The 25,929-nt window shown below is 55.7% G+C and carries 25 protein-coding genes; 17 read left to right on the top strand and 8 right to left on the bottom strand.

The window, feature by feature from the left end; translation table 11 throughout:
* Nucleotides 1-4 precede the first annotated feature (4 nt).
* The 4 genes from accB to msrP form a co-directional block, all read right to left on the bottom strand.
* Nucleotides 5-472, bottom strand: a complete 468-nt coding sequence (gene accB, locus FHW76_RS24185) for an acetyl-CoA carboxylase biotin carboxyl carrier protein (protein ID WP_008806696.1) — start codon at nt 470-472, stop codon at nt 5-7.
* 22 nt (nt 473-494) lie between these two features.
* The gene (gene aroQ, locus FHW76_RS24190; RefSeq protein ID WP_012540446.1) at nt 495-947 is read right to left on the bottom strand and encodes a type II 3-dehydroquinate dehydratase; all 453 of its coding nucleotides are present in this window, start codon (nt 945-947) and stop codon (nt 495-497) included.
* A 232-nt stretch (nt 948-1,179) separates the two neighbouring features.
* Nucleotides 1,180-1,779, bottom strand: a complete 600-nt coding sequence (gene msrQ, locus FHW76_RS24195) for a protein-methionine-sulfoxide reductase heme-binding subunit MsrQ (RefSeq protein WP_012540447.1) — start codon at nt 1,777-1,779, stop codon at nt 1,180-1,182.
* Nucleotides 1,779-2,780 (bottom strand): protein-methionine-sulfoxide reductase catalytic subunit MsrP, encoded by a 1,002-nt coding sequence (msrP, locus tag FHW76_RS24200; RefSeq protein ID WP_012540448.1) that lies wholly within the window; start codon nt 2,778-2,780, stop codon nt 1,779-1,781. Before msrP ends, msrQ begins: the two co-directional genes overlap by 1 nt.
* Before the next feature lie 228 nt (nt 2,781-3,008).
* On the opposite strand from msrP, the gene FHW76_RS24205 reads away from it, so the two are divergent.
* From FHW76_RS24205 to tldD, 9 genes are all read left to right on the top strand, one after another.
* The gene (locus FHW76_RS24205; protein ID WP_032691257.1) at nt 3,009-3,200 is read left to right on the top strand and encodes a hypothetical protein; all 192 of its coding nucleotides are present in this window, start codon (nt 3,009-3,011) and stop codon (nt 3,198-3,200) included.
* 79 nt (nt 3,201-3,279) lie between these two features.
* A complete protein-coding gene (gene csrD / locus FHW76_RS24210) occupies nt 3,280-5,220 on the top strand; it encodes an RNase E specificity factor CsrD (RefSeq protein WP_110200480.1) in 1,941 nt (646 codons plus the stop codon).
* A gap of 305 nt (nt 5,221-5,525) precedes the next feature.
* Nucleotides 5,526-6,569 carry a rod shape-determining protein MreB gene (gene mreB / locus FHW76_RS24215; protein WP_002918653.1) on the top strand — a complete coding sequence of 348 codons (1,044 nt, stop codon included), beginning with the start codon at nt 5,526-5,528 and terminating at the stop codon, nt 6,567-6,569.
* Between the two features lie 70 nt (nt 6,570-6,639).
* The gene (gene mreC / locus FHW76_RS24220) at nt 6,640-7,632 is read left to right on the top strand and encodes a rod shape-determining protein MreC (RefSeq protein WP_008806690.1); all 993 of its coding nucleotides are present in this window, start codon (nt 6,640-6,642) and stop codon (nt 7,630-7,632) included.
* Nucleotides 7,632-8,120 (top strand): rod shape-determining protein MreD, encoded by a 489-nt coding sequence (gene mreD / locus FHW76_RS24225; RefSeq protein WP_008806689.1) that lies wholly within the window; start codon nt 7,632-7,634, stop codon nt 8,118-8,120. The genes mreC and mreD overlap by 1 nt, the downstream gene beginning before the upstream one ends.
* Nucleotides 8,121-8,127: 7 nt before the next feature.
* The gene (locus FHW76_RS24230; RefSeq protein ID WP_008806688.1) at nt 8,128-8,709 is read left to right on the top strand and encodes a nucleoside triphosphate pyrophosphatase; all 582 of its coding nucleotides are present in this window, start codon (nt 8,128-8,130) and stop codon (nt 8,707-8,709) included.
* A 2-nt stretch (nt 8,710-8,711) separates the two neighbouring features.
* Nucleotides 8,712-10,181, top strand: a complete 1,470-nt coding sequence (gene rng / locus FHW76_RS24235; RefSeq protein ID WP_008806687.1) for a ribonuclease G — start codon at nt 8,712-8,714, stop codon at nt 10,179-10,181.
* A 37-nt stretch (nt 10,182-10,218) separates the two neighbouring features.
* Entirely contained in the window at nt 10,219-14,016 is a 3,798-nt protein-coding gene (gene yhdP / locus FHW76_RS24240) for an AsmA2 domain-containing protein YhdP (protein ID WP_080835496.1), read from the top strand.
* A gap of 88 nt (nt 14,017-14,104) precedes the next feature.
* On the top strand, nt 14,105-15,550 hold the full coding sequence (gene tldD / locus FHW76_RS24245; RefSeq protein WP_008806685.1) for a metalloprotease TldD: 1,446 nt from the start codon (nt 14,105-14,107) through the stop codon (nt 15,548-15,550).
* Nucleotides 15,551-15,585: 35 nt separating this feature from the next.
* Here tldD and aaeR read toward each other — a convergent pair whose 3' ends face one another.
* Complete coding sequence (gene aaeR / locus FHW76_RS24250) at nt 15,586-16,515, bottom strand: HTH-type transcriptional activator AaeR (protein WP_008806684.1); 930 nt, start codon at nt 16,513-16,515, stop codon at nt 15,586-15,588.
* Nucleotides 16,516-16,646: 131 nt separating this feature from the next.
* On the opposite strand from aaeR, the gene aaeX reads away from it, so the two are divergent.
* The 5 genes from aaeX (at nt 16,647) to FHW76_RS24275 (ending at nt 21,395) form a co-directional block, all read left to right on the top strand.
* Nucleotides 16,647-16,850, top strand: a complete 204-nt coding sequence (gene aaeX, locus FHW76_RS24255) for a p-hydroxybenzoic acid efflux pump operon protein AaeX (protein ID WP_002918640.1) — start codon at nt 16,647-16,649, stop codon at nt 16,848-16,850.
* Between the two features lie 7 nt (nt 16,851-16,857).
* Nucleotides 16,858-17,790 (top strand): p-hydroxybenzoic acid efflux pump subunit AaeA, encoded by a 933-nt coding sequence (aaeA, locus tag FHW76_RS24260; protein ID WP_008806683.1) that lies wholly within the window; start codon nt 16,858-16,860, stop codon nt 17,788-17,790.
* 5 nt (nt 17,791-17,795) lie between these two features.
* On the top strand, nt 17,796-19,763 hold the full coding sequence (gene aaeB / locus FHW76_RS24265; RefSeq protein WP_008806682.1) for a p-hydroxybenzoic acid efflux pump subunit AaeB: 1,968 nt from the start codon (nt 17,796-17,798) through the stop codon (nt 19,761-19,763).
* 79 nt (nt 19,764-19,842) lie between these two features.
* Nucleotides 19,843-20,118, top strand: a complete 276-nt coding sequence (locus tag FHW76_RS24270) for a barstar family protein (RefSeq protein ID WP_012540452.1) — start codon at nt 19,843-19,845, stop codon at nt 20,116-20,118.
* A gap of 254 nt (nt 20,119-20,372) precedes the next feature.
* Nucleotides 20,373-21,395 (top strand): alpha/beta hydrolase, encoded by a 1,023-nt coding sequence (locus tag FHW76_RS24275; protein WP_012540454.1) that lies wholly within the window; start codon nt 20,373-20,375, stop codon nt 21,393-21,395.
* A 111-nt stretch (nt 21,396-21,506) separates the two neighbouring features.
* Here the strand turns inward: FHW76_RS24275 and yhcN-B are convergent, their stop codons facing one another.
* The 3 genes from yhcN-B to argR form a co-directional block, all read right to left on the bottom strand.
* The gene (yhcN-B, locus tag FHW76_RS24280) at nt 21,507-21,773 is read right to left on the bottom strand and encodes a DUF1471 family stress response protein YhcN-B (protein ID WP_008806680.1); all 267 of its coding nucleotides are present in this window, start codon (nt 21,771-21,773) and stop codon (nt 21,507-21,509) included.
* 98 nt (nt 21,774-21,871) lie between these two features.
* Nucleotides 21,872-22,135, bottom strand: coding sequence for a peroxide/acid stress response protein YhcN (yhcN, locus tag FHW76_RS24285; protein WP_008806679.1), 264 nt, complete (start codon nt 22,133-22,135; stop codon nt 21,872-21,874).
* A gap of 373 nt (nt 22,136-22,508) precedes the next feature.
* On the bottom strand, nt 22,509-22,979 hold the full coding sequence (gene argR, locus FHW76_RS24290; RefSeq protein ID WP_002918625.1) for a transcriptional regulator ArgR: 471 nt from the start codon (nt 22,977-22,979) through the stop codon (nt 22,509-22,511).
* A gap of 414 nt (nt 22,980-23,393) precedes the next feature.
* On the opposite strand from argR, the gene mdh reads away from it, so the two are divergent.
* From mdh to FHW76_RS24305, 3 genes are all read left to right on the top strand, one after another.
* Nucleotides 23,394-24,332, top strand: a complete 939-nt coding sequence (gene mdh, locus FHW76_RS24295; protein WP_008806678.1) for a malate dehydrogenase — start codon at nt 23,394-23,396, stop codon at nt 24,330-24,332.
* Nucleotides 24,333-24,463: 131 nt separating this feature from the next.
* The gene (locus tag FHW76_RS24300; RefSeq protein ID WP_008806677.1) at nt 24,464-25,093 is read left to right on the top strand and encodes a GntR family transcriptional regulator; all 630 of its coding nucleotides are present in this window, start codon (nt 24,464-24,466) and stop codon (nt 25,091-25,093) included.
* Entirely contained in the window at nt 25,080-25,745 is a 666-nt protein-coding gene (locus FHW76_RS24305; protein WP_008806676.1) for a GntR family transcriptional regulator, read from the top strand. Before FHW76_RS24300 ends, FHW76_RS24305 begins: the two co-directional genes overlap by 14 nt.
* Nucleotides 25,746-25,929: the final 184 nt, after the last annotated feature.

A 25,929-nucleotide genomic window follows, 5' to 3' on the forward strand; every position in this document is an offset into this window, starting at 1 on the left:
CTCGTTACTCGATAACTACCAGCGGCTCGTCGAATTCTACCGGTTGGCCGCTTTCGATCAGAATGGCTTTCACCACGCCGGCTTTGTCGGCTTCGATCTGGTTCATCATTTTCATCGCTTCGACGATGCACAGGGTGTCGCCCACGTTAACTTTCTGGCCAACTTCCACAAACGCTTTCGCGTCCGGGCTTGGCGTACGATAGAAAGTACCAACCATCGGGGAACGTACGATGTGACCACTGATTTCCGCTTTTGCCGGCGCTTCAGCTGCAGCAGCTGGTGCGGCAGCCGCGGCGGCAGGCGCCTGAGGCTGCATCATCGGCGCAGCATAAGCCTGCTGCATAACCGGATAGCTTGCGACCGGTGCAGAGCGGCTGATGCGAACAGACTCTTCGCCTTCAGAAATTTCCAGTTCGGAGATACCTGATTCTTCAACCAGCTCGATCAGTTTTTTAATCTTACGAATATCCATGAGTGGGTTCCGTACTCTTTGTTTAGTGTGATTGTGACAGGCGTTTTACCGCCGTCTGTAAAGCGTATGAATAGCCGTCCGCCCCCAGTCCGCAAATGACGCCAGCGGCGACATCTGACAGGTATGAGTGCTGGCGGAAGGGTTCGCGTGCATGCACGTTGCTCAAGTGAATCTCGATAAACGGGATGTTCACGGCAAGCAACGCGTCACGGATTGCTACGCTGGTATGCGCGAACGCGGCCGGATTAATCAGGATATAGTCCACGTTGTCTTTAGCCTGATGAATTCGGTCGATTAACGCATACTCCGCGTTGGACTGCAGGTGATCCAGGCTCACATTCAGCGCCGCCGCCTCAGATGTCAAACGGTTAACAATTTCAGCCAGCGAGAGGGTGCCATACTTATCAGGCTCGCGGGTACCGAGCATGTTAATGTTTGGACCATTCAAAAGCAAAATGTGAAACTTGTCAGCCATCGTGTGGCGATCTCCTGCCATCTTCGGGTAAAAAACAACATATACCTTCAATGCGCCCTTGTCACCTTTTCAGGGTCAGAAAACCCCGTCAGGAAAACCAAAGTCGCACATTATAACGATTTCGTAGCAATTGGCAGCTAAATACTGGTCTTATCAGGGAAGATTATCAACCGCTATCGTAAAAAGAGTCGCGGTTGATAAAAGATCTGCGGGAAACTGCACATTACCGGATTCAGCGCCACCACTGGCGGAACTTCTTATAACGGCATGCCAAAAGCACCACCGCCAGCAGGGCATAAATGATGGGCTGCGGCGAGACGATCTTCACTGACCACAGGTAGTGAATCGGCGCGAGGATCGCCACCAGATAGACGAAATTGTGCAAAAGTTGCCAACGACGGCCCAGTTTTCGCTGCATCGCCTGCGTCGAAGTCGCCGCCAGCGCCAGCAGGATCACCCAGCAGATCATGCCTAACGTCAGATAGGGGCGATTGATAATCTCCGAGCCCAGCAGCGCCAGATTGTTAATGCCCAGCTCCAGCAAGGTGTAGCTGGTCAGGTGCAGCGTCGCCCAGGCAAAACACCATAAACCTAACAGGCGGCGAATGCGAATCAATAATGGCTGCTTCGCATAGCGCGCCAGCGGGGCGACCAGCAGAGTCGCCAGCAGAAATTTAAGCGCCATCCTGCCGGTAAAGTGCTGGATATCCTTGGCCGGATCGGCGCTAAAGTAGCCCTGATGCCCGGCCCAGAACAACCAGACCAGCGGTAAAAACCCCGCCAGGTGGAGGAAGACTTTCAACCACGCGATCTGTTTGACGGTGAAACGCACTAGAAGTTCTCCCGCAAGTTCATACCGCGATACAGTGAGGCCACCTCGTCGGCATAGCCGTTAAACAGCAGCGTCGGCTGACGTTTCACATCGAGCACACCGCCTGAGCCGATGAACCGCTCGCTGGCCTGCGACCAGCGGGGATGATCGACATGGGGATTAACGTTGGCAAAGAAGCCGTATTCGTCCGGCGCCGCCAGATTCCAGGTGGTCGGCGGCTGCTCGCGCGTCAGCTCAATGCTGACGATGGATTTAATGCCTTTAAAACCGTACTTCCACGGCACGGTCAGGCGGATCGGCGCGCCGTTCTGCGGCGGCAGCGCTTTGCCATACACGCCGACGGTAAGCAGCGTCAAGGGGTGCATGGCTTCGTCAAGTCGCAACCCTTCCACGTAAGGATAAGCAAGTCCCCCGCCGATAAAACGATCTTTCTGCCCGGGCATTTGATCCGGGGCGTAAAGGGTTTTGAAGGCGACATAGCGTGCGTTGCTGGTGGGTTCCACCAGCGCCAACAGTTTATGCAGCGGGAAACCGACCCAGGGAACGACCATCGACCAGGCCTCCACGCAGCGCATACGGTAAATGCGCTCCTCCAGCGGAAAGCGTTTGGTCAGATCGTCATGGTCAAGGGTCAGCGGCTTCGCCACTTCACCGCCGATGGTCAGTGTCCAGGGATCGGTGCGCAGGCTACCTGCGTTCGCCGCCGGGTCGGCTTTATCTAGGCCGAATTCATAAAAGTTATTGTAACCGGCGACCTTATCTTCCGGGGTGAGCGTCAGATTAGCCTGCCACTCGGCGGGTTTAGCAAAGTCCAGGGCCTTGCCCGCCGGGGCCGGCGGGCGGTCATTTCCTTTAAACCAGTCCAGCAGATCGGCCTGCGCGGCGGCGGGAAGCGAAAGCGCCGTCGCGCTGATACCCAACATTTTCAGCACCTGGCGCCGCTTGAGCATAAAAACGGATTCGGCCGTGACGTCGGCTTCCGTCAGTTTTTTTCTTTTCATGGTGTCCTCCGTCATGCGTTTCCCTAAGCATGACGGAGACGACGATTTATCGCGAATATGTCACGAAAAATTGCAGATTAGGATGAGGAGCCGCCGCCGAAGCAGAGGCGCGGTCGTCCAGGAATCATCGGAAAGTGGCGCAAGACGTTTCCTTTACCGCGCATGACCCGGCATCTTTAGCAGGGAAAAGAGGGCGGCAAGCAGGCCAAACGGTAAACCGGTAATAATTTGCGTCGCTGGCGCGGGTTTGCCATCCTGCGTCTAAAATTAAAGCGCTTCTGGCGCAGGCCGCAGGCGGGCAATGATTGGCAAATTTTTTCTGCCGACTATACTCGCTATCGGCATACTTTCGCCGATAATACGCATTCCATTGCCAGACTCGCCATCTTTGATAGTATGCGTCGCGCTTTAAAAGGTTAATGCTAGCGGCAAGGCGCGCGCCAGCACGGGAGCCTGATGGTTCATCGGGCAGTCATTCACTCGCGGAGTTAACACAGGGATGCGATTAACGACGAAGTTCTCAGCCTTTATCACGCTGCTAACTAGCCTGACCATCTTTGTCACGCTGATTGGCGCTTCGCTGAGTTTTTATAACGGCATTGAGAACAAGGTCGAAAACCGGGTTCAGGCGGTGGCGACCATGCTGGATAACCGGCTCATCACCACCTCTTTTGATCAGCTTGAGCCGCAGCTGGATGAGCTGATGACGCCGATCGAGATCGTGCATATCGATTTCATGCTTAACGGCAAACCACTCTACAGCCACTCCCGAACCGACAGCTACCGCCCGCTTGGCAGCCATGAGCAATTCCGTGAGGTCACGGTCCCGTCGCTTAAACACCCCGGTATCACTCTGCATCTGGTCTACGTTGACCCAATGGTGAACTATTTCCGCTCGCTGTCGATCACGGCCCCGTTGTCGATCTCCATCGGCTTTATGGTGGTGATTATTTTCTTCGCCGTCCGCTGGATCCGCCGCCAGCTGGCTGGTCAGGAGCTGCTTGAGCTGCGTTCCACGCGCATCCTGAGCGGCGAGCGCGGGCCGCAGGTGCGCGGATCGGTCTATGAATGGCCAGCCAGCACCAGCAGCGCGCTGGATATGCTGCTGTCGGAGCTGCAATTCGCCAGCGATCAGCGCAGCCGTATGGATACGCTGATTCGCTCCTATGCGGCACAGGATTCTAAAACGGGCCTGAATAACCGCCTGTTCTTTGATAATCAGCTGGCCACGCTGCTGGAAGACCAGGAGAAAGTGGGCGCCTACGGCATCGTCATGATGATCCGTCTGCCGGAGTTCGATCTGCTACGGGACAACTGGGGACGGGCGGCCGCCGAAGAGCATTACTTCACGCTTATCAACCTGCTCTCTACCTTTATTATGCGTTATCCCGGCGCGCTACTGGCGCGCTATCACCGTAGCGACTTCGCCGTGCTGCTGCCGCACCGCACGTTAAAAGAGGCAGATAGTATCGCCGGGCTGTTGCTGAAGGCCATGGACGCACTGCCGCCGACGCGCATTCTCGATCGCGACGATATGATGCATATCGGGATCTGTGCTTTCCGCAGCGGGCAATCGACAGCGCAGGTGATGGAGCACGCGGAAGCGGCAACGCGCAACGCGGTGCTGCAGGGTAGCAATAGTTGGTCGGTTTACGATGACACCCTTCCTGAGAAAGGTCGCGGCAACGTTCGCTGGCGGACGCTGATCGAACAGATGCTGAGCCGCGGGGGACCGCGGTTGTACCAAAAACCTGCCGTTACCCGCGATGGCCGGGTGCATCACCGTGAACTGATGTCGCGGATGTACGACGGTAAAGAAGAGGTGATCGCCGCCGAGTACATGCCGATGGTGCTGCAGTTTGGTCTGGCGGAGGAGTATGACCGCCTGCAGGTGACGCGCCTGCTGCCATTTTTAGGCTTCTGGCCTGAAGAAAACCTGGCGTTACAGCTGTCGGTGGAGTCGCTGATCCGTCCCCGTTTTCAGCGCTGGCTGCGCGATGCCTTAATGCAGTGTGAAAAATCGCAGCGTCAGCGGATTATTTTTGAACTTGCGGAGGCAGATGTTTGTCAATATATCGGCCGTCTGCAGCCGGTTATGCGGTTGGTTAACGCCCTGGGCGTTCGGGTGGCGGTCGTTCAGGCGGGACTAACCCTGGTGGGAACCAGCTGGATCAAGCAGCTGGATGCGGAGTTGATCAAACTGCATCCTGGGCTGGCGCGCAACATTGAAAAGCGCAGTGAGAACCAGCTGCTGGTGCAAAGTCTGGTGGAAGCCTGCAAAGGCATGCCTATGCAAGTTTTTGCGACGGGCGTACGCAGCCGCAGCGAGTGGTTAGTGCTGTCCCAATGCGGTGTCACAGGCGGTCAGGGGGAATTTTTTGCGGCCTCACAGCCACTTGACACAAATGTGAAAAAATATTCGCAAAGATACTCGGTTTGATCTGCCGTTTAGCGTGATTTCACGTAGAATAACGCGCGCCATCGTGAAGGGGGTGTGCTTGTCTACTCGCCGGATCATCGCAATGTAAATGCCAGTGACCCTCCTTTGACAGGTTACAAATTCAGGCGTGGAGCGCTGCTGAAGATTTCAGCAATGAACGGAGTCGGAAAAATTTGTAACAAAGGAAATGAACTGCACTAATTTTCACCGCAGCAGGTGATTTTTGCGCCTTGTCGCTGCTGCGTGTGGTTGGTAAAGTAAGCGGATTTTGTTTTCCGCCCCAGCTTTCAGGATTATCCCTTAGTATGTTAAAAAAATTTCGTGGCATGTTTTCCAATGACCTGTCCATTGACCTGGGTACCGCGAATACCCTTATTTACGTAAAAGGACAAGGCATCGTATTGAATGAGCCTTCCGTGGTGGCCATTCGTCAGGATCGTGCCGGATCGCCGAAAAGCGTCGCCGCCGTAGGTCATGAAGCGAAGCAGATGCTCGGCCGTACCCCGGGTAATATCGCGGCGATTCGCCCGATGAAGGACGGCGTCATCGCTGACTTCTTCGTGACGGAAAAGATGCTGCAGCACTTTATCAAACAAGTGCACAGTAACAGCTTTATGCGCCCGAGCCCGCGCGTGCTGGTGTGCGTACCGGTTGGCGCCACCCAGGTTGAGCGTCGTGCGATCCGTGAATCCGCGCAGGGCGCTGGCGCTCGTGAAGTCTTCCTGATCGAAGAGCCGATGGCGGCAGCGATTGGCGCAGGCTTACCGGTTTCTGAAGCGACCGGTTCTATGGTTGTCGATATCGGCGGCGGTACTACCGAAGTCGCGGTTATTTCCCTGAACGGCGTGGTCTACTCTTCTTCCGTGCGTATCGGCGGCGACCGTTTCGACGAAGCCGTGATTAATTACGTGCGTCGTAACTACGGCTCCCTGATCGGTGAAGCGACCGCTGAGCGTATCAAACACGAAATCGGTTCGGCTTACCCGGGCGATGAAGTGCGTGAAATCGAAGTTCGCGGCCGTAACCTGGCGGAAGGCGTACCACGCGGCTTTACCCTGAATTCCAACGAAATTCTTGAAGCGCTGCAGGAGCCGCTGACCGGCATCGTGAGTGCGGTCATGGTTGCTCTGGAGCAGTGCCCGCCGGAACTGGCTTCTGATATCTCCGAGCGCGGGATGGTTCTTACCGGCGGTGGTGCGCTGCTGCGCAACCTGGACCGTCTGTTAATGGAAGAAACCGGTATTCCAGTCGTGGTTGCTGAAGATCCGCTGACCTGCGTAGCGCGTGGCGGCGGCAAGGCGCTGGAAATGATCGACATGCACGGCGGCGACCTGTTTAGCGAAGAGTAGTCAGCCTGAAGGTCTGGGGTGGCTTAGCGGCTGCCCCTGGTCTTTACTGACACGAGAATACGCATAGCCTATGAAGCCAATTTTTAGCCGTGGCCCCTCGCTACAGATTCGCCTTATTCTGGCGGTGCTGGTGGCGCTTGGCGTCATTATCGCCGACAGCCGCCTGGGTACGTTCAGTCAAATCAGAACGTACATGGATACAGCCGTCAGCCCTTTCTACTTTGTCTCTAATGGTCCCCGGGAACTCCTCGACAGCGTATCGCAAACGCTGGCGACCCGCGATCAGCTCGAACTGGAAAACCGCGCGCTGCGTCAGGAACTGTTGCTGAAAAACAGCGATCTGCTGATGCTGGGCCAGTACAAGCAAGAGAACGCGCGTCTGCGTGAACTGCTTGGCTCGCCGCTGCGCCAGGACGAACAAAAAATGGTGACGCAGGTCATCTCAACGGTCAACGACCCCTACAGCGATCAGGTGGTTATTGATAAGGGCAGCGTGAACGGTGTTTACGAAGGCCAGCCGGTTATCAGCGATAAAGGCGTAGTGGGGCAGGTCGTGGCCGTGGCGAAAATGACCAGCCGGGTGCTGCTGATCTGCGATGCCACCCATGCGCTGCCGATCCAGGTCCTGCGTAACGACATTCGCGTGATTGCCGCCGGTAACGGCTGTACTGACGATCTCCAGCTTGAGCATCTGCCGGCGAATACCGATATTCGCGTCGGCGATGTGCTGGTGACCTCTGGTCTCGGTGGCCGCTTCCCGGAAGGGTATCCGGTCGGGGTGGTCTCCTCGGTGAAGCTGGACACTCAGCGCGCCTACACCGTGATTCAGGCGCGTCCGACGGCCGGGCTGCAGCGCTTGCGCTATCTGCTGCTGCTGTGGGGCGCCGATCGCAATGGCGCCAACCCGATGACCCCGGAAGAGGTCCATCGCGTGGCTAACGAGCGCCTGATGCAGATGATGCCGCAGGTGCTGCCTGCGCCGGATGCCATGGGGCCGCAGATGCCGGCGCCAGCCACCGGGCTGACGCCATCGCAGCCGTCTCTGCCTGCAGGGGGGCAATAGTGGCAAGTTATCGTAGCCAGGGACGCTGGGTTATCTGGCTCTCGTTTCTTATCGCGCTATTGCTGCAAATTATGCCCTGGCCGGCGGACATCAGCGTTTTCCGGCCCAACTGGGTATTATTGATCCTGCTGTACTGGATCCTCGCCCTGCCGCACCGGGTGAACGTGGGGACGGGCTTCGTGATGGGGGCTATTCTTGATCTCATTAGCGGCTCGACGCTGGGCGTTCGCGCCCTGTCCTTAAGCATTATCGCCTATCTGGTCGCGCTGAAATATCAGCTGTTCCGTAACCTGGCGCTGTGGCAACAAGCGCTGGTGGTCATGCTGTTATCCCTGGCCGTGGATATCATTGTTTTCTGGGCAGAGTTTTTAGTGATCAACGTCTCTTTCCGTCCGGAAGTATTCTGGAGTAGTGTAGTAAACGGTGTCCTCTGGCCATGGCTCTTCCTGCTGATGCGCAAAGTGCGTCAGCAATTTGCAGTGCAATAAGGTTGATATGACAACTCTGTATCTTGCTTCAGGTTCCCCGCGTCGGCAGGAACTGCTGACTCAGCTTGGTCTCACTTTCGAGCGTCTGGTTCCCGGTATTGAGGAACAGCGCCAGCCGCAGGAGAGCGCCGAGCACTATGTTGTCCGCCTGGCGCGCGAAAAAGCGCAGGCCGGGGTGGCGATGGCATCGCGCGATTTGCCGGTGCTGGGGGCGGATACGATTGTCATTCTTAACGGCGAAGTGCTGGAGAAACCGCGCGACGCTGAACACGCTGCAGCAATGCTGCGTCTGCTTTCCGGCCAAACGCATCAGGTCATGACTGCGGTGGCGCTGGCAGATACGCAGCAGACGCTGGACTGTCTGGTGGTCACGGACGTGACCTTCCGGCTGCTTAGCGAGCAGGATATCGCCGAATATGTGGCCAGCGGCGAGCCTTTAGATAAAGCAGGTGCATACGGTATTCAAGGGTTGGGTGGTTGCTTCGTCAGGAAGATTAATGGCAGCTATCACGCCGTAGTCGGCTTACCGCTGGTGGAAACGTATGAGTTGCTCAGTAACTTTAACTCACTGCGTAAAGAAAAGGGATAAAGATGACGGCTGAATTATTAGTTAACGTAACGCCATCCGAAACGCGCGTCGCGTATATCGATGGCGGTATTCTGCAGGAAATCCATATTGAGCGTGAAGCGCGACGCGGAATAGTAGGCAATATCTACAAAGGTCGTGTTAGCCGAGTGCTGCCGGGAATGCAGGCGGCTTTTGTAGATATTGGTCTCGATAAGGCGGCGTTCCTCCACGCCTCCGATATCATGCCGCATACCGAATGTGTCGCTGGTGAGGAGCAAAAGCAGTTTACCGTACGCGATATTTCGGAGCTGGTGCGCCAGGGCCAGGACCTGATGGTCCAGGTGGTCAAAGATCCGCTGGGCACCAAAGGCGCGCGTCTGACCACGGATATCACCCTGCCTTCCCGTTATCTGGTGTTTATGCCAGGCGCCTCCCATGTGGGAGTATCCCAACGCATTGAAAGCGAAGCCGAGCGTGAGCGGTTGAAGAAGGTTGTCGCAGATTACTGCGACGAGCAGGGCGGATTTATCATTCGCACCGCTGCGGAAGGGGTTCACGAGCAGGAAATGGCCGCCGATGCCGCCTATCTGAAGCGCGTCTGGACCAAGGTGATGGAGCGCAAAAAGCGCAATCAGACCCGTTATCAGCTGTACGGCGAGCTGGCCCTGGCTCAGCGCGTGCTGCGTGATTTTGCCGATGCGCATCTCGACCGTATTCGCGTCGACTCTCGCCTGACCTACGAGGCGTTACTTGAGTTCACCGCTGAATATATCCCGGAAATGACCAGCAAGCTGGAACACTACAGCGGCCGCCAGCCGATTTTCGATCTCTTTGATGTGGAGAACGAAATTCAGCGCGCGCTGGAGCGTAAGGTTGAGCTGAAGTCCGGGGGCTACCTGATCATCGACCAGACCGAGGCGATGACTACCATTGATATCAATACCGGGGCGTTTGTCGGGCACCGGAATCTTGACGATACTATCTTCAATACCAATATCGAAGCCACCCAGGCGATAGCCCGCCAGCTACGTTTGCGTAACCTCGGCGGCATTATCATCATTGATTTCATTGACATGAACAATGAAGACCATCGGCGACGGGTACTGCACTCCTTAGAGCAGGCGCTGAGTAAAGATCGGGTGAAAACCAGCATCAACGGTTTCTCTCAACTGGGGCTGGTGGAGATGACCCGCAAGCGGACGCGTGAAAGCGTGGAGCATGTGCTGTGCAACGAGTGCCCGACCTGCCACGGACGCGGAACGGTAAAGTCGGTTGAAACGGTATGCTATGAGATTATGCGTGAGATCGTCCGCGTGCATCATGCTTATGATTCCGATCGCTTCCTGGTCTATGCTTCCCCTGCGGTGGCGGAAACCCTGAAAGGGGAAGAGTCGCACGCGCTGGCGGAAGTGGAAATCTTTGTCGGCAAGCAGGTCAAGGTACAAATTGAGCCGCTCTATAATCAAGAGCAGTTCGATGTGGTTATGATGTAAGACACCGCGTCATTGTGCGGCTGACAAGGAGAGAGGCGTGAGGCGACTGCCCGGGATTTTATTGCTCACCGTGGCAACATTGATTGTTATCGTCGCGCTGCTGGTGAGTGGCTTGCGTCTCGTGTTGCCGCAGCTTGACGCCTGGCGTCCGCAGCTGCTGGAGAAGATTTCCACACTTACCGGCACGCCGGTGGATGCCTCGCAGATCACCGCCAGCTGGCAAAATTTTGGTCCGACGTTAGATGTCCGTGATATTCAGGTCGGGCTGAAAGACGGCGGCAAAATGGCGGTGAAGCGCGTGACCCTGGCGCTGGACGTCTGGCAGAGTTTGCTGCATATGCGCTGGCAGTTCCGCGATCTTACCTTCTGGCAGCTGCAGGTTCATACCAACACCCCTATTCAGACCAATGACGGCGGCGAAAGCCTGAAAACCGACCGCATCAGCGATCTCTTTTTACGTCAGTTCGACCACTTTACCCTGCGCGACAGCCATCTGAGCTTCCTGACCATTTCCGGTCAGCGGGCGGAGCTGGCAGTCCCGCAGCTGACCTGGCTTAACGGCAGGAACCGTCACCGCGCCGAGGGGCAGCTTAGCCTCTCCAGTCTCACCGGCCAGCATGGCGTGATGCAGGTGCGGATGGATCTCCGCGATGAGGATGGCCTGCTGAATAAAGGGCGAGTCTGGCTACAGGCTGACGATATTGACGTCAAACCGTGGCTCGGCCGCTGGATGCAGGACAATATCGCTCTGAAGAGCGCCCGCTTCAGCCTTGAAGGTTGGATGACCATTGAAAAAGGCGATGTGGCCAGCGGTGACGTATGGCTGAAAAAAGGGGGCGCCAGCTGGCAGGGGGATGACGAGGTGCATCACCTGTCAGTGGATAACCTGACGGCGCATCTCTCCCATGACAAGCAGAGCTGGGGCTTCTACATTCCCGATACGCGGATCGCTATCGACGATAAACCCTGGCCAAGCGGCGCGCTGGCGATGGCCTGGATCCCGGCGCAGGACGTCGGTGGCGACGACCATCAGCGTAGCGATGAATTACGCATTCGTGCCAGCAACTTAACCCTCAGCGGCCTCAGCGGATTACAGCCCTTCGCCGATAAGCTGGCGCCTTCCCTGGGCGAGCTCTGGCGCACCACGCAGCCCAGCGGCAAAATCAACCTGCTGGCGCTCGATATTCCCCTGCAGGCGACGGAGAAAACGCGCTTTCAGGCGCAGTGGAGCGATCTGGCATGGAAGCAGTGGAAACTCCTGCCGGGAGCGGAACACTTTTCCGGCAGTCTGAATGGCAGCGTTGAGCACGGGGAACTGCGCGCCCGCATGACGCAGGCGCTGATGCCTTATACCGGTGTTTTCCGCGCCCCGCTGGAGATCGCCGCTGGCGAAGCCACCCTCAGCTGGGTGAAAAACGACAAAGGGTTTATGCTTGATGGCCGCGATATTGACGTGCAGGCGACGGGTGTCCGCGCCCGCGGCGGCTTCCGCTATCTGCAACCGCAGGGAGATGATCCCTGGCTGGGCATTCTGGCGGGCATCAGCACCAATGATGGTGGCCAGGCATGGCGTTACTTCCCGGAAAACCTGATGGGCAAGGCGCTGGTGGACTATCTCAGCGGCGCGATTAAAGCCGGACAGGCTCGCGATGCGACGCTGGTGTATGGCGGCAATCCGCATCTTTTCCCTTACCCGCATAATGAAGGGCAGTTCCAGGTTTATGTCCCACTGAAGAACGCCACTTTTGCCTTCCAGCCGGACTGGCCGGCGCTGACCGGGCTGAACATCGACCTCAACTTCATCAATAACGGGTTGTGGATGCGGGCGGATAAAGCGATGCTCGGCAATGTCACCGCCAGCAATCTCGATGCCGCGATCCCGGACTATACCGCTGAAAAGCTGTTGATTGATGCCGATATCAAAGGCCCGGGCAAAGAGGTGGGACCTTATTTCAACACCACGCCGCTGAAAGAGACCCTGGGAGCGGCGCTGGATTCCCTGCAGCTGGACGGGGATGTGAGCGCTCGCTTACATCTTAACATCCCTTTAGATGGCGAAATGACCACCGCGAAAGGCGATGTGCGTCTGCAGAATAACAGTCTGTTTATCAAGCCGTTAGACACCACTCTGCAAAACCTGAGCGGGAATTTCAGCTTCGTGAATGGCGATCTCAATAGCGAAACGTTGAGCGCGACCTGGTTTCATCAGCCGCTGAATCTCAATTTTTCCACCCGGGAGGGCGAAAAAGCGTTTCTGGTGGACGTCGGGATGAACGCCAACTGGCAGCCATCGCATACCGGGTTGCTGCCAAAAGCCGTCAACGAGTCGCTGAGCGGCAGCGTGCCGTGGGAGGGCAAGGTCGCTATCGAACTGCCGTACCATGGTAACGCCAGCTATAAGGTTGATATCAACGGCGACCTCAAGAATGTGAGCAGTCACTTACCTTCGCCGGTCAATAAGCCCGCTGGAGAGCCGATGCCGATCAAAATTAACGTCGCCGGCGGTTTGAGCAGCTTCGACCTGACCGGCTCCGTCGGCGCGAAGAATCATATCAACAGCCGCTGGTTGCTGAACCATAAGCTGACGTTGGATCGGGCAATCCTTACTTCGGACAGCAAGGGGCTCTCTCCGCTGCCTGACCAGCCTGGGGTTGAACTCAATTTGCCACCGATGGATGGCGCTCAATGGCTGGCGCTCTTTCAAAACGGGGCGGCGAATGAAGTCAGCAGCACCATACTCTTTCCCCAGCGCATTGTGCTGCGTACGCCGTCGCTGGCGCTTGCCGGTCAACAGTGGAACAACGTCAGTCTGATGTCGCAGCCGGTCGCCGGCGGCTCGCAGGTCGAGGCGCAGGGGCGTGAAATCAACGCTACCCTGACGATGCGCGACAATGCGCCCTGGCTGGCGAATGTGCGTTATCTCTATTTCAACCCGACCAGCGTCAATGGCCAGACCGGTGAGAAGAACGCTGCCCCGCAGGCAGAGACGCGGCTGGATTTCCACGGCTGGCCCGATCTGCAGCTGCGCTGTGCGGAATGCTGGCTGTGGGGGCAAAAATATGGCCGTATCGACGGCGATGTGGCGATTAAGGGCGATACCTTAACGCTCTCCAATGGTCTGGTGGATACCGGGTTTGGCCGACTGACGACCGATGGCGTCTGGGTCAGCGCGCCGGCTGGTGTACGCACGTCGCTGAAAGGCAAACTGCATGGCAATAAAACGGATGAGTTTGCCAGTTTCTTCGGCGTTTCCACGCCGGTGAAGGATTCGCCGTTTGACATCGACTATGATCTGCACTGGCGCGCGCCGCCCTGGTCGCCCGATGTCGCATCGCTCAATGGGATCATTAAAAGCCACCTCGGCAAGGGACAGTTTACCGACCTGAGTACCGGACACGCTGGCCAACTGCTGCGTTTGCTGAGCGTTGATGCCCTGCTGCGTAAGCTGCGCTTCGACTTTAGCGATACCTTCAGCGAGGGCTTTTACTTCGACTCGATTAACAGTACGGCATGGATCAAGGATGGCGTGCTGCATACCGACGATACGCTGGTGGATGGCCTGGAAGCGGATATTGCCATGAAAGGTTCGGTCGATTTGGTGCGTCGCCGGCTGGATCTGCAGGCGGTGGTGGCGCCGGAGATCTCTGCGACCGTCGGCGTGGCGGCGGCTTTTGCCGTCAACCCTATCGTCGGCGCGGCGGTGTTTGCCGCCAGCAAGGTGCTGGGCCCGCTGTGGAACAAAGTCTCGATTCTGCGCTATCGCATTACTGGTCCGATTGACCAGCCGCAGATCAATGAGGTGCTGCGCCAGGCGCGTAGCAACAAAAAGCAATGATTTGACGATTGCCGGGAATTGCCGCAATCTCAATAGATCGCCTTCTGTATTTCCGCCTGTCAGGCGGCAACAAACGAGTAGCATAACGATGAGTCTGAACCTGGTAAGTGAACAATTACTGTCGGCAAATGGCCTGAATCATCAGGATCTGTTTGCCATTCTTGGTCAACTGACCGAGCGCCGCCTCGATTACGGCGATCTCTATTTTCAGTCGAGCTATCACGAATCCTGGGTTCTGGAAGACAGCATCATTAAAGATGGGTCGTACAACATTGACCAGGGCGTAGGCGTGCGCGCCGTCAGCGGCGAAAAAACGGGCTTTGCCTATGCGGACCAGATTAGCAAGCTGGCGCTGGAGCAGAGCGCCCAGGCGGCGCGGACGATTGTGCGTGATACCGGTAATGGCAAAGTGCAGACCCTGGGAGCCGTTGAGTACAGCCCTTTGTACACCAGCATCGACCCGCTGCAGAGCATGAGTCGGGAAGAGAAGCTGGATATTCTGCGCCGGGTGGACAAAGTCGCCCGGGCGGCGGACAAGCGCGTGCAGGAAGTTTCGGCCAGCCTGAGCGGCGTTTATGAGCTGATTCTGGTGGCCGCCACCGACGGCACCCTCGCCGCGGACGTTCGCCCGCTGGTGCGCCTTTCGGTCAGCGTGCTGGTGGAAGAGGATGGCAAGCGTGAGCGCGGCAGCAGCGGCGGCGGTGGACGCTTTGGCTATGACTATTTCCTCGCCTCCCAGGAGGGCGACGTGCGGGCTGATGCCTGGGCGAAAGAAGCCGTGCGCATGGCGCTGGTGAACCTTTCGGCAGTCGCCGCCCCGGCGGGGATGCTGCCGGTGGTGCTCGGCGCCGGCTGGCCTGGCGTCCTGCTGCACGAAGCGGTCGGCCATGGGCTGGAAGGTGATTTCAACCGTCGCGGCACCTCGGTCTTTAGCGGCCATATGGGGGAATTAGTTGCCTCTGAGCTGTGCACCGTGGTGGATGATGGCACCATCGTCGATCGTCGCGGGTCGGTTGCCATCGATGACGAAGGCACGCCGGGGCAATACAACGTGTTGATCGAAAACGGCATCCTGAAAGGCTATATGCAGGATAAGCTCAATGCGCGTCTGATGGGCGTCGCGCCGACCGGTAACGGCCGTCGCGAGTCGTATGCTCATCTGCCGATGCCGCGTATGACCAATACCTATATGCTGGCGGGCCAGTCGACGCCGCAGGAGATTATCGAGTCGGTCGATTACGGTATCTTCGCGCCTAACTTTGGCGGCGGGCAGGTGGATATCACCTCCGGTAAGTTTGTCTTCTCTACCTCCGAAGCCTATCTGATCGAAAAAGGGAAGGTCACGAAGGCGGTGAAAGGGGCCACGCTGATCGGCTCCGGGATTGAAACCATGCAGCAGATTTCGATGGTAGGGAATGACCTGCGGCTGGATAACGGCGTTGGCGTTTGTGGCAAAGAGGGCCAGAGCGTGCCGGTGGGCGTCGGCCAGCCGACCCTGAAGGTCGATAATCTTACCGTCGGCGGTACCGCCTGATCCTGACCAGGTTCCCGGCGCTGCCGGGAACCGCTTCACCGGGCGATCCCGCGCCCGTGCATGCCCTGATAGATCTTCGCCACGTCGACAAAATACTCTGTCAGATAGTTGATACAGACCTGCACTTTCAGCGGCAGTTTATCCTTTTCCGTATACAGCGCGTAGACCGGCCGTGGATCGGACTGATAGCTGGGCAGCAGGATCTCAAGCTCGCCGCGGTTGATCTCTTCGATCGCCCACATCAATGGTACATAAGCGATACCCACCCCGGCTGTCAGCCAGCGTATCAGCGTCATGGGATCGTTGGTCACAAAGCGCCCCTGCGGGATCAGGCGGGTTGAGATCCCTTCCGGGGCGATAATTTCAAATTCGTTATCCGGACGTACGCTATATTCGAGCCATGAATGGCTGGCGAGGTCGGCCGGTTTCTCCGGATTGCCTGCCTGCGCCAGATAGCTTTTGGCGGCGCATAATACCATCGGCATTGAGCCCAGGCGGCGGGAAAAAAGGCTGGAATCCTGCAGGGCCCCCACGCGGATCACCACGTCAAGGCCGTCGGCGATCAGGTCAGGGGCTGGTATGCCGGTGACCAGATTGACGGAGAGTCCGGGGTATTCTTTCAGCATTTCCGCCGTTATGCGCGCCAGAACATTTTGTGCCATAGTTGAAGAGCAACCGATGCGCAGCGTCCCGATGGGGGTGTTATTAAATGCGTATAATTGCTCATGGACATCCTGCGCTTCAAACAGCATCCTACGGCAGCCCTGGTAATAGATTTTACCTGCTTCAGTTAAGCCAAGGCTGCGGGTGCTGCGGTTGAGCAGCTTTACCTGCAGCTCATCTTCCAGTTTGGCGACGGTCTGACTGATCGAAGAAACGCTCATCTGAAGCTGGCGGGCCGCCGCGGTGAATGAACCTAATTCGACCACTTTGGCGAAAACGGACATGCGTTTTAATCGTTCCATTATTCACTCTGGCTTAAAAGTGATTTAGATCACACATTGTAGATAATGCGGCAATCGTTACGTTAATATATTGTTAGCTACATAATAAACGCATCTGCTCACTACCTGTACGCTTCTTATTCAAGGTCATCATGAGTCTGTTTCCTGTCATCGTGATTTTCGGCTTATCGTTTCCGCCGATCTTCTTCGAGTTGCTTTTGTCGCTGGCCATCTTTTGGCTGGTGCATCGACTGCTGGTTCCGACCGGCATTTACGATTTTGTCTGGCACCCTGCACTGTTTAATACGGCGCTATATTGCTGCCTTTTTTATTTGATATCGCGCTTGTTCGTTTGAGGTTGATGTGAAAACACTAACAAGAAATATCCTCCGTACCGCTATTACCGTGATACTGGTCATTTTGGCTTTCGTGGCGATTTTCCGCGCCTGGGTCTATTACACCGCTTCGCCGTGGACGCGGGATGCGCGCTTTAGTGCTGACATTGTGGCGATTGCCCCTGACGTCTCCGGGCTGATTTCCCAGGTAAACGTCAAGGATAACCAACTGGTTAAGAAAGACCAGGTATTGTTCGTTATTGACCAACCTCGTTACCAAAAAGCGCTGGCGGAGGCGGAAGCCGATGTCGCCTACTACCAGACCTTAGCGCAGGAGAAGCGCGTTGAAGCGGGTCGGCGTAATAAGCTGGGCATACAGGCGATGTCGCGGGAAGAAATAGACCAGGCGAACAACGTGCTGCAAACCGTTGAGCATCAGTTGGCGAAAGCGGTAGCCAGCCGCGATCTGGCCAGGCTGGACCTCGAGCGCACAGAAATTCGCGCCCCCGCGGATGGCTGGGTGACCAACCTTAACGTCTATACCGGGGAGTTTATTACCCGCGGCTCCACGGCGGTGGCGCTGGTGAAAGAGAATACGTTTTACGTCATGGCCTATCTGGAAGAGACCAAGCTGGAAGGCGTCCGCCCTGGCTACCGTGCGGAGATTACCCCGCTTGGCAGCAGCAAAACCATTAAAGGGACAGTGGACAGTATCGCTGCAGGGGTGACCAACGCCAGCAGCAGCAGCGACTCGAAAGGGATGGCCTCGGTCGACTCCAACCTTGAGTGGGTGCGTCTGGCGCAGCGTGTGCCGGTGCGTATTCGCCTCGACCAGCAGCAGGGCAATCTGTGGCCATCGGGCACCACGGCGACGGTGGTGATCACCGGTAAAGAAGACCGCGATACCAGCCGGGCCAACTTCTTCCAGAAACTGGCTATGCGCCTGCGCGAATTCGGTTAATCGCTATGGGGACATATACCATTGCTCCCCGGCATCTCCGCTTTGCCATTAAGCTTGCATGCGCGGTGGTGCTGGCGCTGTTCGTCGGTTTCCATTTTCAGCTCGAAACACCGCGCTGGGCAGTACTGACGGCAGCGATCGTCGCCGCCGGGCCAGCCTTTGCTGCTGGCGGCGAACCTTACTCGGGCGCGATCCGCTATCGTGGGATGTTGCGAATTGCCGGGACCTTTATTGGCTGTATTGCGGCGCTGATTATCATCATCCTGATGATCCGTGCGCCTCTGCTGATGATGCTGGTTTGCTGCCTGTGGGCCGGGTTTTGTACCTGGATTTCGTCGCTGGTTAAGGTCGAGAACTCCTATGCCTGGGGACTGGCCGGGTACACTGCGCTGATTATCATTATCACCATCCATACCAATCCGATGCTGGCGCCGCAGTTTGCTGTCGAACGCTGTAGCGAAATTGTCATCGGTATTGTCAGCGCTATCGTCGCCGACCTGCTGTTCTCTCCACGTTCGATTAAAAAAGAGATCGACCTTGAGCTGGATAACCTGCTGATTGCGCAATATAAGCTGATGCAGTTATGCGTCGCCCACGGTGAAAAAGAGGAAGTGGATCAGGCGTGGGGCGCGCTGGTGCGTCGCACCACGGCGCTGGAAGGTATGCGCAGTAATCTGATCATGGAATCCTCTCGCTGGGCGAAGGCGAATCAGCGCCTGAAGGCGATCAATACCCTTTCATTAACGCTTATCACCCAGGCTTGCGAGACCTACCTGATTCAGAACTCGCGCCCGGAAATGGTGACGGATGACTACCGTGAGCTGTTCGCCGAGCCGGTGGAGACAGTGCAGGACGTCCACCAGCAGCTGAAGCGTATGCGCCGTTTTCTGACCTGGAAAGGCGAGCATAATACGCCCGTCACCATCTACAGCTGGGTGGGTGCCGCTACGCGCTACTTATTGCTTAAGCGTGGCGTGGTGGGTAACACCAAAATCAGTCGCATTGAAGATAGTGTGCTGCGCGGCGAAGCGGTGGTCAAAGTGGAATCTGCTGAGCGCCACCATGCGATGGTGAACTTCTGGCGTACCTCCGTCTCCTGTATCCTCGGGACGCTGTTCTGGTTGTGGACAGGCTGGACCTCAGGCAGCGGCGCGATGGTGATGATTGCCGTCGTTACCGCGCTGGCGATGCGCCTGCCTAACCCCCGAATGGTGGCGATGGACTTCCTTTATGGCACCCTGGCGGCGTTACCGCTGGGTACCCTGTACTTCCTGGTGATCATGCCGGCGACGCAGCAGAGCATGCTGCTGCTTTGCATCAGCCTGGCGGCGATGGCGTTCTTTATCGGTATCGAAGTGCAGAAAAGGCGTCTCGGATCGCTGGGGGCGCTGGCGAGCACCATTAACATTCTGGTGCTGGATAACCCGATGCAGTTTCAGTTCAGTCAGTTCCTCGACAGTGCTCTGGGGCAGATCGTCGGCTGTTTCCTTGCCCTGATGGTCATTCTCATTGTCAGGGATAATTCTCGGGCCAGAACCGGTCGGGTGCTGTTGAATCAGTTTGTCTCTGCGGCGGTCTCTTCGCTGACAACGAACTCGGCGCGTCGTAAAGAGAACCATCTGCCCGCGCTCTATCAGCAGTTGTTTTTATTGCTCAATAAGTTCCCCGGCGATGTCGCCCGCTTCCGTCTGGCATTGACGTTGATTATTGCCCATCAGCGCCTGCGTGATGCGCCCGTGCCGGTGAACGACGATCTGTCGGCCTTCCATCGACAGCTGCGACGTACCGCAGATCATGTGATCTCCGCCGGGAGTGATGATAAGCGTCGGCGCTACTTTACCCAGCTGCTGGCTGAGCTTGATGTCTATCAGGAGAAGTTGCGGGTCTGGGAGGCTTCGCCCCAGGTGACCGAGCCCGTGCGGCGGCTGGTTGAGATGTTGCACAAGTACCAGCATGTGCTGACCAGCAGTTAACCCCTAAACCGACGCCCAGGCGTCGGTTTTTTTATCGCTATACTTAACGGCGACAGGAAGAGAAGCGGGAGGGGCTGCCATGACCACCTATACGTTTGATTTTGACGAAATCGCCGAACAACAGGATTTCTACCGGGAGTTTTCCCGAACCTTTGAGCTGGCTCAGGATAAGGTCAACAACCTGGATTCACTGTGGGACGCGGTGACTGGTGGGCTGCTGCCATTGCCGCTGGATATTGAGTTTATTCATTTAAACGACAAGCAGCGTCGGCGCTTCGGCGCGCTGATTTTATTATTTGATGAAGCAGAAGAGGAGCTGGAGGGGGAGTTGCGCTTTAACGCCCGGCATAGCTAACGTTCATCTTTTAAACCGAGAAACACGGCTTTGATTTTCAGGATGACGTCATCTGTATCCTGCCGGCCACTAACATTGTGCTGTCGTTCGTGACCAGTGTTGAGCGATAAATGGCTGTTTTCATCAAAAAAGTAGATGAATTTAATACAAAAAGCGCATTATTCATGGTGATTTTTCGGGGATACACTGCCTGAAACGCGATCGCATTTTGTATTTGACCTGCTATTGGCAGGTATTCTCCAGGACTGAATACCATGAAAACCCTTCCTTTGTTATTCACCAGCGGCCTGATGCTGGGCACCATGTCTGCGACAGCCTACGCTGCGGAACTCCCTGGTTATGCTGATGGTGCGCAGGTTATTCACGTGGACCAGACTCGTGGCCGTATCGACACATTCAATGGCGTGGTTTATGGCCAGGTTAAAAACGCGGTCTCTGTGCGTCAGATGCATATGTCTTTGCTGGTGCCGCGCAATCACGATCTAAAGCCCGCCATTGTCTACTTCCCTGGTGGCGGCTTTACCAGCGCGGCATGGGATAAATTTATCGAAATGCGCATGGCGCTGGCGGAAGCCGGATTTGTCGTCGCAGCGGCGGAATACCGCACGGTACCAGACACGTTTCCGGCGCCGGTTGTCGATGGTAAAGCGGCTATCCGCTACTTGCGCGCCCACGCGGCGGAATATGGCATTGATCCTAAACGTATCGGCGTGTTGGGCGATTCTGCTGGCGGCTATATGGCGCAGATGATGGCGCTGACGCACGGCGAGAAAGCCTGGGAGCAGGGCGATTTTCTCGACCAGTCTTCCGATGTCCAGGCCGCAGCGACGCTATATGGCATCTCTAATCTATTGAATATTGGTGAAGGCTTCCCACCAGAGGTTCAGCACGTGCACGCCTCGCCGGCCGTGACGGAGGCGCTCCTGGTCCATGGCAGCGCTTTTCGCGACTGGCCTGGCGCGGCTATCGGCAGTGACCGGCAAAAAGCGCTCAATGCCAGCCCGATGGGGCATATCTCTCGTAACGAACCGCCAATGTTGATTATGCATGGCAGCGCTGACACCCTGGTTTCACCTGTCCAAAGCGCGCAGTTATATAAGGCATTAAAAGCGGAAGGTAATAAGGCAGACTATGTACTGGTCGAAGGCGCTGAACATGGCGACGATAGCTGGTATCAGAAGCCGGTTATCGATCGCGTGGTCAACTGGTTTAAAGCGACGCTCGGCGCGCCGGTTCACACTGCCAACGGGACGAAAGATAAGGACGCCAATCTGTAAATCGCTGTTCCGTTATGGAAGCGGAACGCATTGTTCGGACGGGTCTGGCGATGAACCAAAAAAAAGCCCCCGGCAGGCGGGGGCAAGTCGTCGAAATAAGACGACGAGGGTTTATTTGTACAGCTCAGCGGTGGCGTGCCAGCTATCGCCGGTACGTGCTTCAATAATACGGTAGCTGCTGGCGCCTTCTTTCTCGGCTTTAGCGGCCAGCTCCTGACGCATGTCCATTGGCGCACTACCTACCTGGGATACGGAGATGGTGCCCATGGACTGCAGGTTTTGTGCTTGTTCAGCGTTAACTTGCTGAACGGCCGCGCTTGCGCCGAAAGAGAGAACGGAAGCCAGGCCAAGGGATGCGATGATCATTGCGCGTTTCATAATCTTTACTCCAGTCTTTGTTTTGCCGCGGCGGGGGATGTATGCGCCCAGGCCGCGGTAGAGAATCTGTGTCGGGTTAGTCGTTGACGAACTACAACTTATTTATAAAGCTCAGCGGTGGCATGCCAGTGGTCGCCAGTGCGGGCTTCGATAATGCGATAAGAAGAAGCCCCTTCTTCCTGCGCTTTCTTGTTCAGCATTTCATGCATATCCATCGGGGAAGAGGCTACCGCGCCGACGGAAACTGTGCCGATGGCCTCGCGGCCCTGGGCTTGCTCGCTGTTGATAACGTCAGCGGCAAAAGCGCCAAACGACACGACGGACAGGATGCTGAGTGCTGCTACAGTGGTTTTGATTTTCATGATGTTCACCTCGTCGAATCTTTTTGTTGAGGGTCTTTGTTTCGTGACCCTCATCACAAAACCAAGTATACACTAATCACCAAAAATATTAATACCATGCTAATTGTTTTGCGCGTTAATAGTTACAATGAATTGCGCTTTTTATAACCTATAAGAATTAAAAATGACAACTTATCCGCAGTGATAAGATTTATTTCTAATAAAATCATAAAGGTATGCGAATTTGATCTTTTGTGCGTTTTAGGCGTTTCCCTTAAGTAAAAGAACGTATAGACGCGTTAAATCACACAAAATGTTAAGTAATTGTTGGATTGAGGGGCGTGAGAGAGAAAGAAAGGGGAGTCGCCCTCTGACGATTGCCAGAGGGGAATACTCAGAGTTCCTGTTCGAACAGGACCAGGATGGCGTCGTGCAGATCTTTCACCGTAAAGCCGCGCGCAGGGGTGGTGAAGATGGTGTCATCCCCGGCGATGCTGCCGAGAATACCTTCCGCCTTGCCCAGCGAGTCGAGAAGACGGGCAATCAGCTGCGCCGCGCCGGGGCTGGTGTGAATCACCACGACGGCATCGTTATAGTCGATATCCAGCACCAGATTTTTCAGCGGGCTGGAGGTGGTCGGCACGCCAAGCTCAGCAGGCAGGCAATAGACCATTTCCATTTTGGCGTTACGGGTACGAACCGCGCCAAATTTGGTGAGCATGCGGGAGACCTTCGATTGGTTGATATTCTCGAAGCCTTCTTCCTGCAGCGCCTGGACGATCTCACCCTGCGAGCTGAATTTTTCTTCTTTAAGCAGCGCTTTAAACGCTTTAACCAGTTCTTCTTGTTTTGCCGAACTTCGCATAAGTCACCCAGATTATGGTGGTAAAAACAACATCATTATGCATAACCGTGAATTTTTATGCAAATAATCCGCAACGGGATAGGTCAATAATGTTATGAAGGGGGCATATTTTAGCAAAAAAACCATATAAGGAACATGTTCACATCACAACGCTTAAAGCCATGTAAAAGTAAATGAAATGTTATTGAGTTGGTGTTGTTTTGCGCAACTGGCTGGGTGTATTGTAACCAACAGTCGATCCGGTACTTCGCTTTGCTGGATGGTCAGTCAGGAAGCATAAAGTGCGCCGCTGTTCTATTGCTACGCACAATAATGCATTCTTCAGCCATAATCATTGTAATTGTTCATCTTGTGAATTAAGGTCCAGGCGACGGAATAACGAAAGACTAAATTAACCATAATAAGGAGTTTAGGATGAAAGTTGCAGTCCTTGGCGCCGCCGGTGGTATCGGCCAGGCGCTTGCCCTACTACTTAAGACCCAACTGCCTTCAGGTTCAGAGCTCTCGTTGTACGACATCGCTCCGGTTACGCCGGGCGTGGCGGTAGATCTAAGTCATATCCCCACAGATGTAAAAATTAAAGGATTTTCCGGTGAAGATGCTACCCCGGCGCTGGAAGGCGCTGATGTGGTGCTGATCTCCGCGGGCGTAGCGCGTAAGCCCGGCATGGATCGTTCCGACCTGTTTAATGTGAATGCCGGCATCGTTAAGAACCTGGTGCAGCAGATTGCCAAAACCTGCCCACAGGCCTGCATCGGTGTTATCACCAACCCGGTGAATACCACCGTGGCTATCGCCGCCGAAGTGCTGAAAAAAGCCGGCGTGTACGATAAAAACAAGCTGTTCGGCGTCACCACGCTGGACATTATCCGCTCCAATACCTTTGTCGCTGAGCTGAAAGGTAAATCGGCAACCGAGGTGGAAGTCCCGGTCATTGGTGGTCACTCCGGCGTCACCATTCTGCCATTATTGTCGCAGATCCCGGGCGTCAGCTTCAGCGATCAGGAAGTGGCCGATCTGACTAAACGCATTCAAAATGCCGGTACCGAAGTCGTGGAAGCGAAAGCGGGCGGTGGGTCGGCGACGTTGTCGATGGGTCAGGCGGCTGCGCGCTTTGGTCTCTCTCTGGTTCGCGCGATGCAGGGAGAGAAAGGTGTGGTGGAGTGCGCCTACGTGGAAGGCGACGGCCACTATGCGCGTTTCTTCTCCCAGCCGCTGCTGCTGGGGAAAAACGGCGTGGAAGAGCGACAGTCTATCGGCAAACTCAGCGCCTTTGAGCAGCAGGCGCTGGAAGGCATGCTGGACACCCTGAAGAAAGATATCGCGCTCGGCGAAGACTTCGTCAACAAGTAACCTCGCACGTGCAAAAAAGCCGGAACCGTTGTTCCGGCTTTTTATTGCCTCACTTTTCGCCTCCATGCGCCAGCGGTCGGGCAAATCTGCTAAAATCCCCCGCGTTTTAAGCCACCAGCCATGAGGACAGCGTGAAAAAGATCGAAAGAAAACAGACCCGGGACCAAATCGCGCAGATGATTCGTTATCAGATCCTCTCCGGCGCCATGAAACCTGGGGAGGAACTGACTCAGGAGAACATCGCGGAACAATTGGGACTTTCACGTATGCCGGTTAGGGAAGCGCTACAGTCCCTTGAACAGGAAGGATTTCTGGTGCGCTTGCCTAACCGACATATGCAGGTCTCCACGCTGGCCGTCGAGGATGTGAGCCATATTTTTCGCGTCATCGCGGTGATGGCTGCGGAACTGTTTGCCCTCGTGCCGGCAAATCAGGGGGAATTACTTCGCGCGCGGGCGCAGGAGCTGGCGCGTGCTGGCGATAACGCCGGTGAACTGGCGTTTCATCAGTTGCTGATTTCCTATCTTGATAACCGCTATCTGGCAAAGGCGTATCAGCAATTTTTGGATGGTTATATTTCCTATGTCATTCTGTACCTGAAAGAGGATGGCCAGGAGTCGGCGCAGATCCTGAACGAACTGGCGAGCGCCATTGGCCATGGCGAAGGCGAAAAAATTGCTCAGGCAACACAGCGTTATTTCCTTATGCTTGCGGAGATAATGCGTCAACATATGAAGGATTGGGAAAGTGCAGAAGCCTAAATTAGGGAAAATTAAGCTTCTTTCCGCGAAGGAGCAGGTGGCGGCGGTTTTGCGTAAAGCGATCCTTTCGCGGGATTTAGTGGAAGGGCAGGAAATTACCCTTGAAGGGATTGCCAAAATGGTTGGCGTTTCCAGCATGCCGGTACGTGAAGCGTTTCAGATTTTAGCCGCCGATGGTCTGATTCAAGTGCGGCCGAATAAAGGTGCGGTGGTGCTGGGGATTAATGAGCAGACTATCCGCGAGCATTACGAAATTCGCGCTGTACTGGAAAGTGAAGCGGTGGCGAAAGCTTCTCGTCCAGGGACCGATATTTCACGCATCGCTCAGGTTCACTATGCCGCAGAGAAGGCGCTGGCAGACAATAATTCTGCTGAATATTCCGACCTGAACCAGGCCTTCCACATGGAGATCTGGAACGCGGCGGGAAATGAAAAAATGAAGATGCTGCTCTGCAACATGTGGAACGGACTGTCGATGGGGCACAAGGTGACCGAAGAAGAGTACGCCGTCATTTCCCTCCGTGAACATAAAGCGATCTTACAAGCGCTTGAGCAGCATAACGAAGCGCTGGCCCGTCAGCGAATGCATGAGCATATCATCCGCTCGATGGAGAATATGCTCACGCGTTACCTGCCCGATCCTGCTCCCTGACCGGATCGATCGCCAGCGAATAGCTGGCGTTTGTTATATTTATCAACGTTATTAATTCCTCAACGTGACGATCTGCGCAGGATCTTGATGTAGATCTCATTGCGCGATCATTCCACAAAAACGCATTGACTTACTTTTTGCATGGGAATAATTTCTCCTTCGTCAATATTGGATACAATATCAT

Origin of the sequence: Klebsiella sp. RC2 (assembly GCF_014192815.1) — a bacterium.
Taxonomy (GTDB): Bacteria; Pseudomonadota; Gammaproteobacteria; order Enterobacterales; family Enterobacteriaceae; genus Klebsiella; species Klebsiella variicola.

What these genes read in the sequence shown, in the direction of transcription:
- aroQ (WP_012540446.1), bottom strand. Translation starts at nt 947, where the DNA reads ATGGCTGACAAGTTTCACATTTTGCTTTTGAATGGTCCAAACATTAAC.
- csrD (WP_110200480.1), top strand. Translation starts at nt 3,280, where the DNA reads ATGCGATTAACGACGAAGTTCTCAGCCTTTATCACGCTGCTAACTAGC.
- accB (WP_008806696.1), bottom strand. Translation starts at nt 472, where the DNA reads ATGGATATTCGTAAGATTAAAAAACTGATCGAGCTGGTTGAAGAATCA.
- argR (WP_002918625.1), bottom strand. Translation starts at nt 22,979, where the DNA reads ATGCGAAGTTCGGCAAAACAAGAAGAACTGGTTAAAGCGTTTAAAGCG.
- FHW76_RS24275 (WP_012540454.1), top strand. Translation starts at nt 20,373, where the DNA reads ATGAAAACCCTTCCTTTGTTATTCACCAGCGGCCTGATGCTGGGCACC.
- mdh (WP_008806678.1), top strand. Translation starts at nt 23,394, where the DNA reads ATGAAAGTTGCAGTCCTTGGCGCCGCCGGTGGTATCGGCCAGGCGCTT.
- tldD (WP_008806685.1), top strand. Translation starts at nt 14,105, where the DNA reads ATGAGTCTGAACCTGGTAAGTGAACAATTACTGTCGGCAAATGGCCTG.
- aaeR (WP_008806684.1), bottom strand. Translation starts at nt 16,515, where the DNA reads ATGGAACGATTAAAACGCATGTCCGTTTTCGCCAAAGTGGTCGAATTA.
- FHW76_RS24230 (WP_008806688.1), top strand. Translation starts at nt 8,128, where the DNA reads ATGACAACTCTGTATCTTGCTTCAGGTTCCCCGCGTCGGCAGGAACTG.
- aaeB (WP_008806682.1), top strand. Translation starts at nt 17,796, where the DNA reads ATGGGGACATATACCATTGCTCCCCGGCATCTCCGCTTTGCCATTAAG.
- mreB (WP_002918653.1), top strand. Translation starts at nt 5,526, where the DNA reads ATGTTAAAAAAATTTCGTGGCATGTTTTCCAATGACCTGTCCATTGAC.
- mreC (WP_008806690.1), top strand. Translation starts at nt 6,640, where the DNA reads ATGAAGCCAATTTTTAGCCGTGGCCCCTCGCTACAGATTCGCCTTATT.
- FHW76_RS24270 (WP_012540452.1), top strand. Translation starts at nt 19,843, where the DNA reads ATGACCACCTATACGTTTGATTTTGACGAAATCGCCGAACAACAGGAT.
- rng (WP_008806687.1), top strand. Translation starts at nt 8,712, where the DNA reads ATGACGGCTGAATTATTAGTTAACGTAACGCCATCCGAAACGCGCGTC.
- yhcN-B (WP_008806680.1), bottom strand. Translation starts at nt 21,773, where the DNA reads ATGAAACGCGCAATGATCATCGCATCCCTTGGCCTGGCTTCCGTTCTC.
- aaeX (WP_002918640.1), top strand. Translation starts at nt 16,647, where the DNA reads ATGAGTCTGTTTCCTGTCATCGTGATTTTCGGCTTATCGTTTCCGCCG.
- yhcN (WP_008806679.1), bottom strand. Translation starts at nt 22,135, where the DNA reads ATGAAAATCAAAACCACTGTAGCAGCACTCAGCATCCTGTCCGTCGTG.
- msrP (WP_012540448.1), bottom strand. Translation starts at nt 2,780, where the DNA reads ATGAAAAGAAAAAAACTGACGGAAGCCGACGTCACGGCCGAATCCGTT.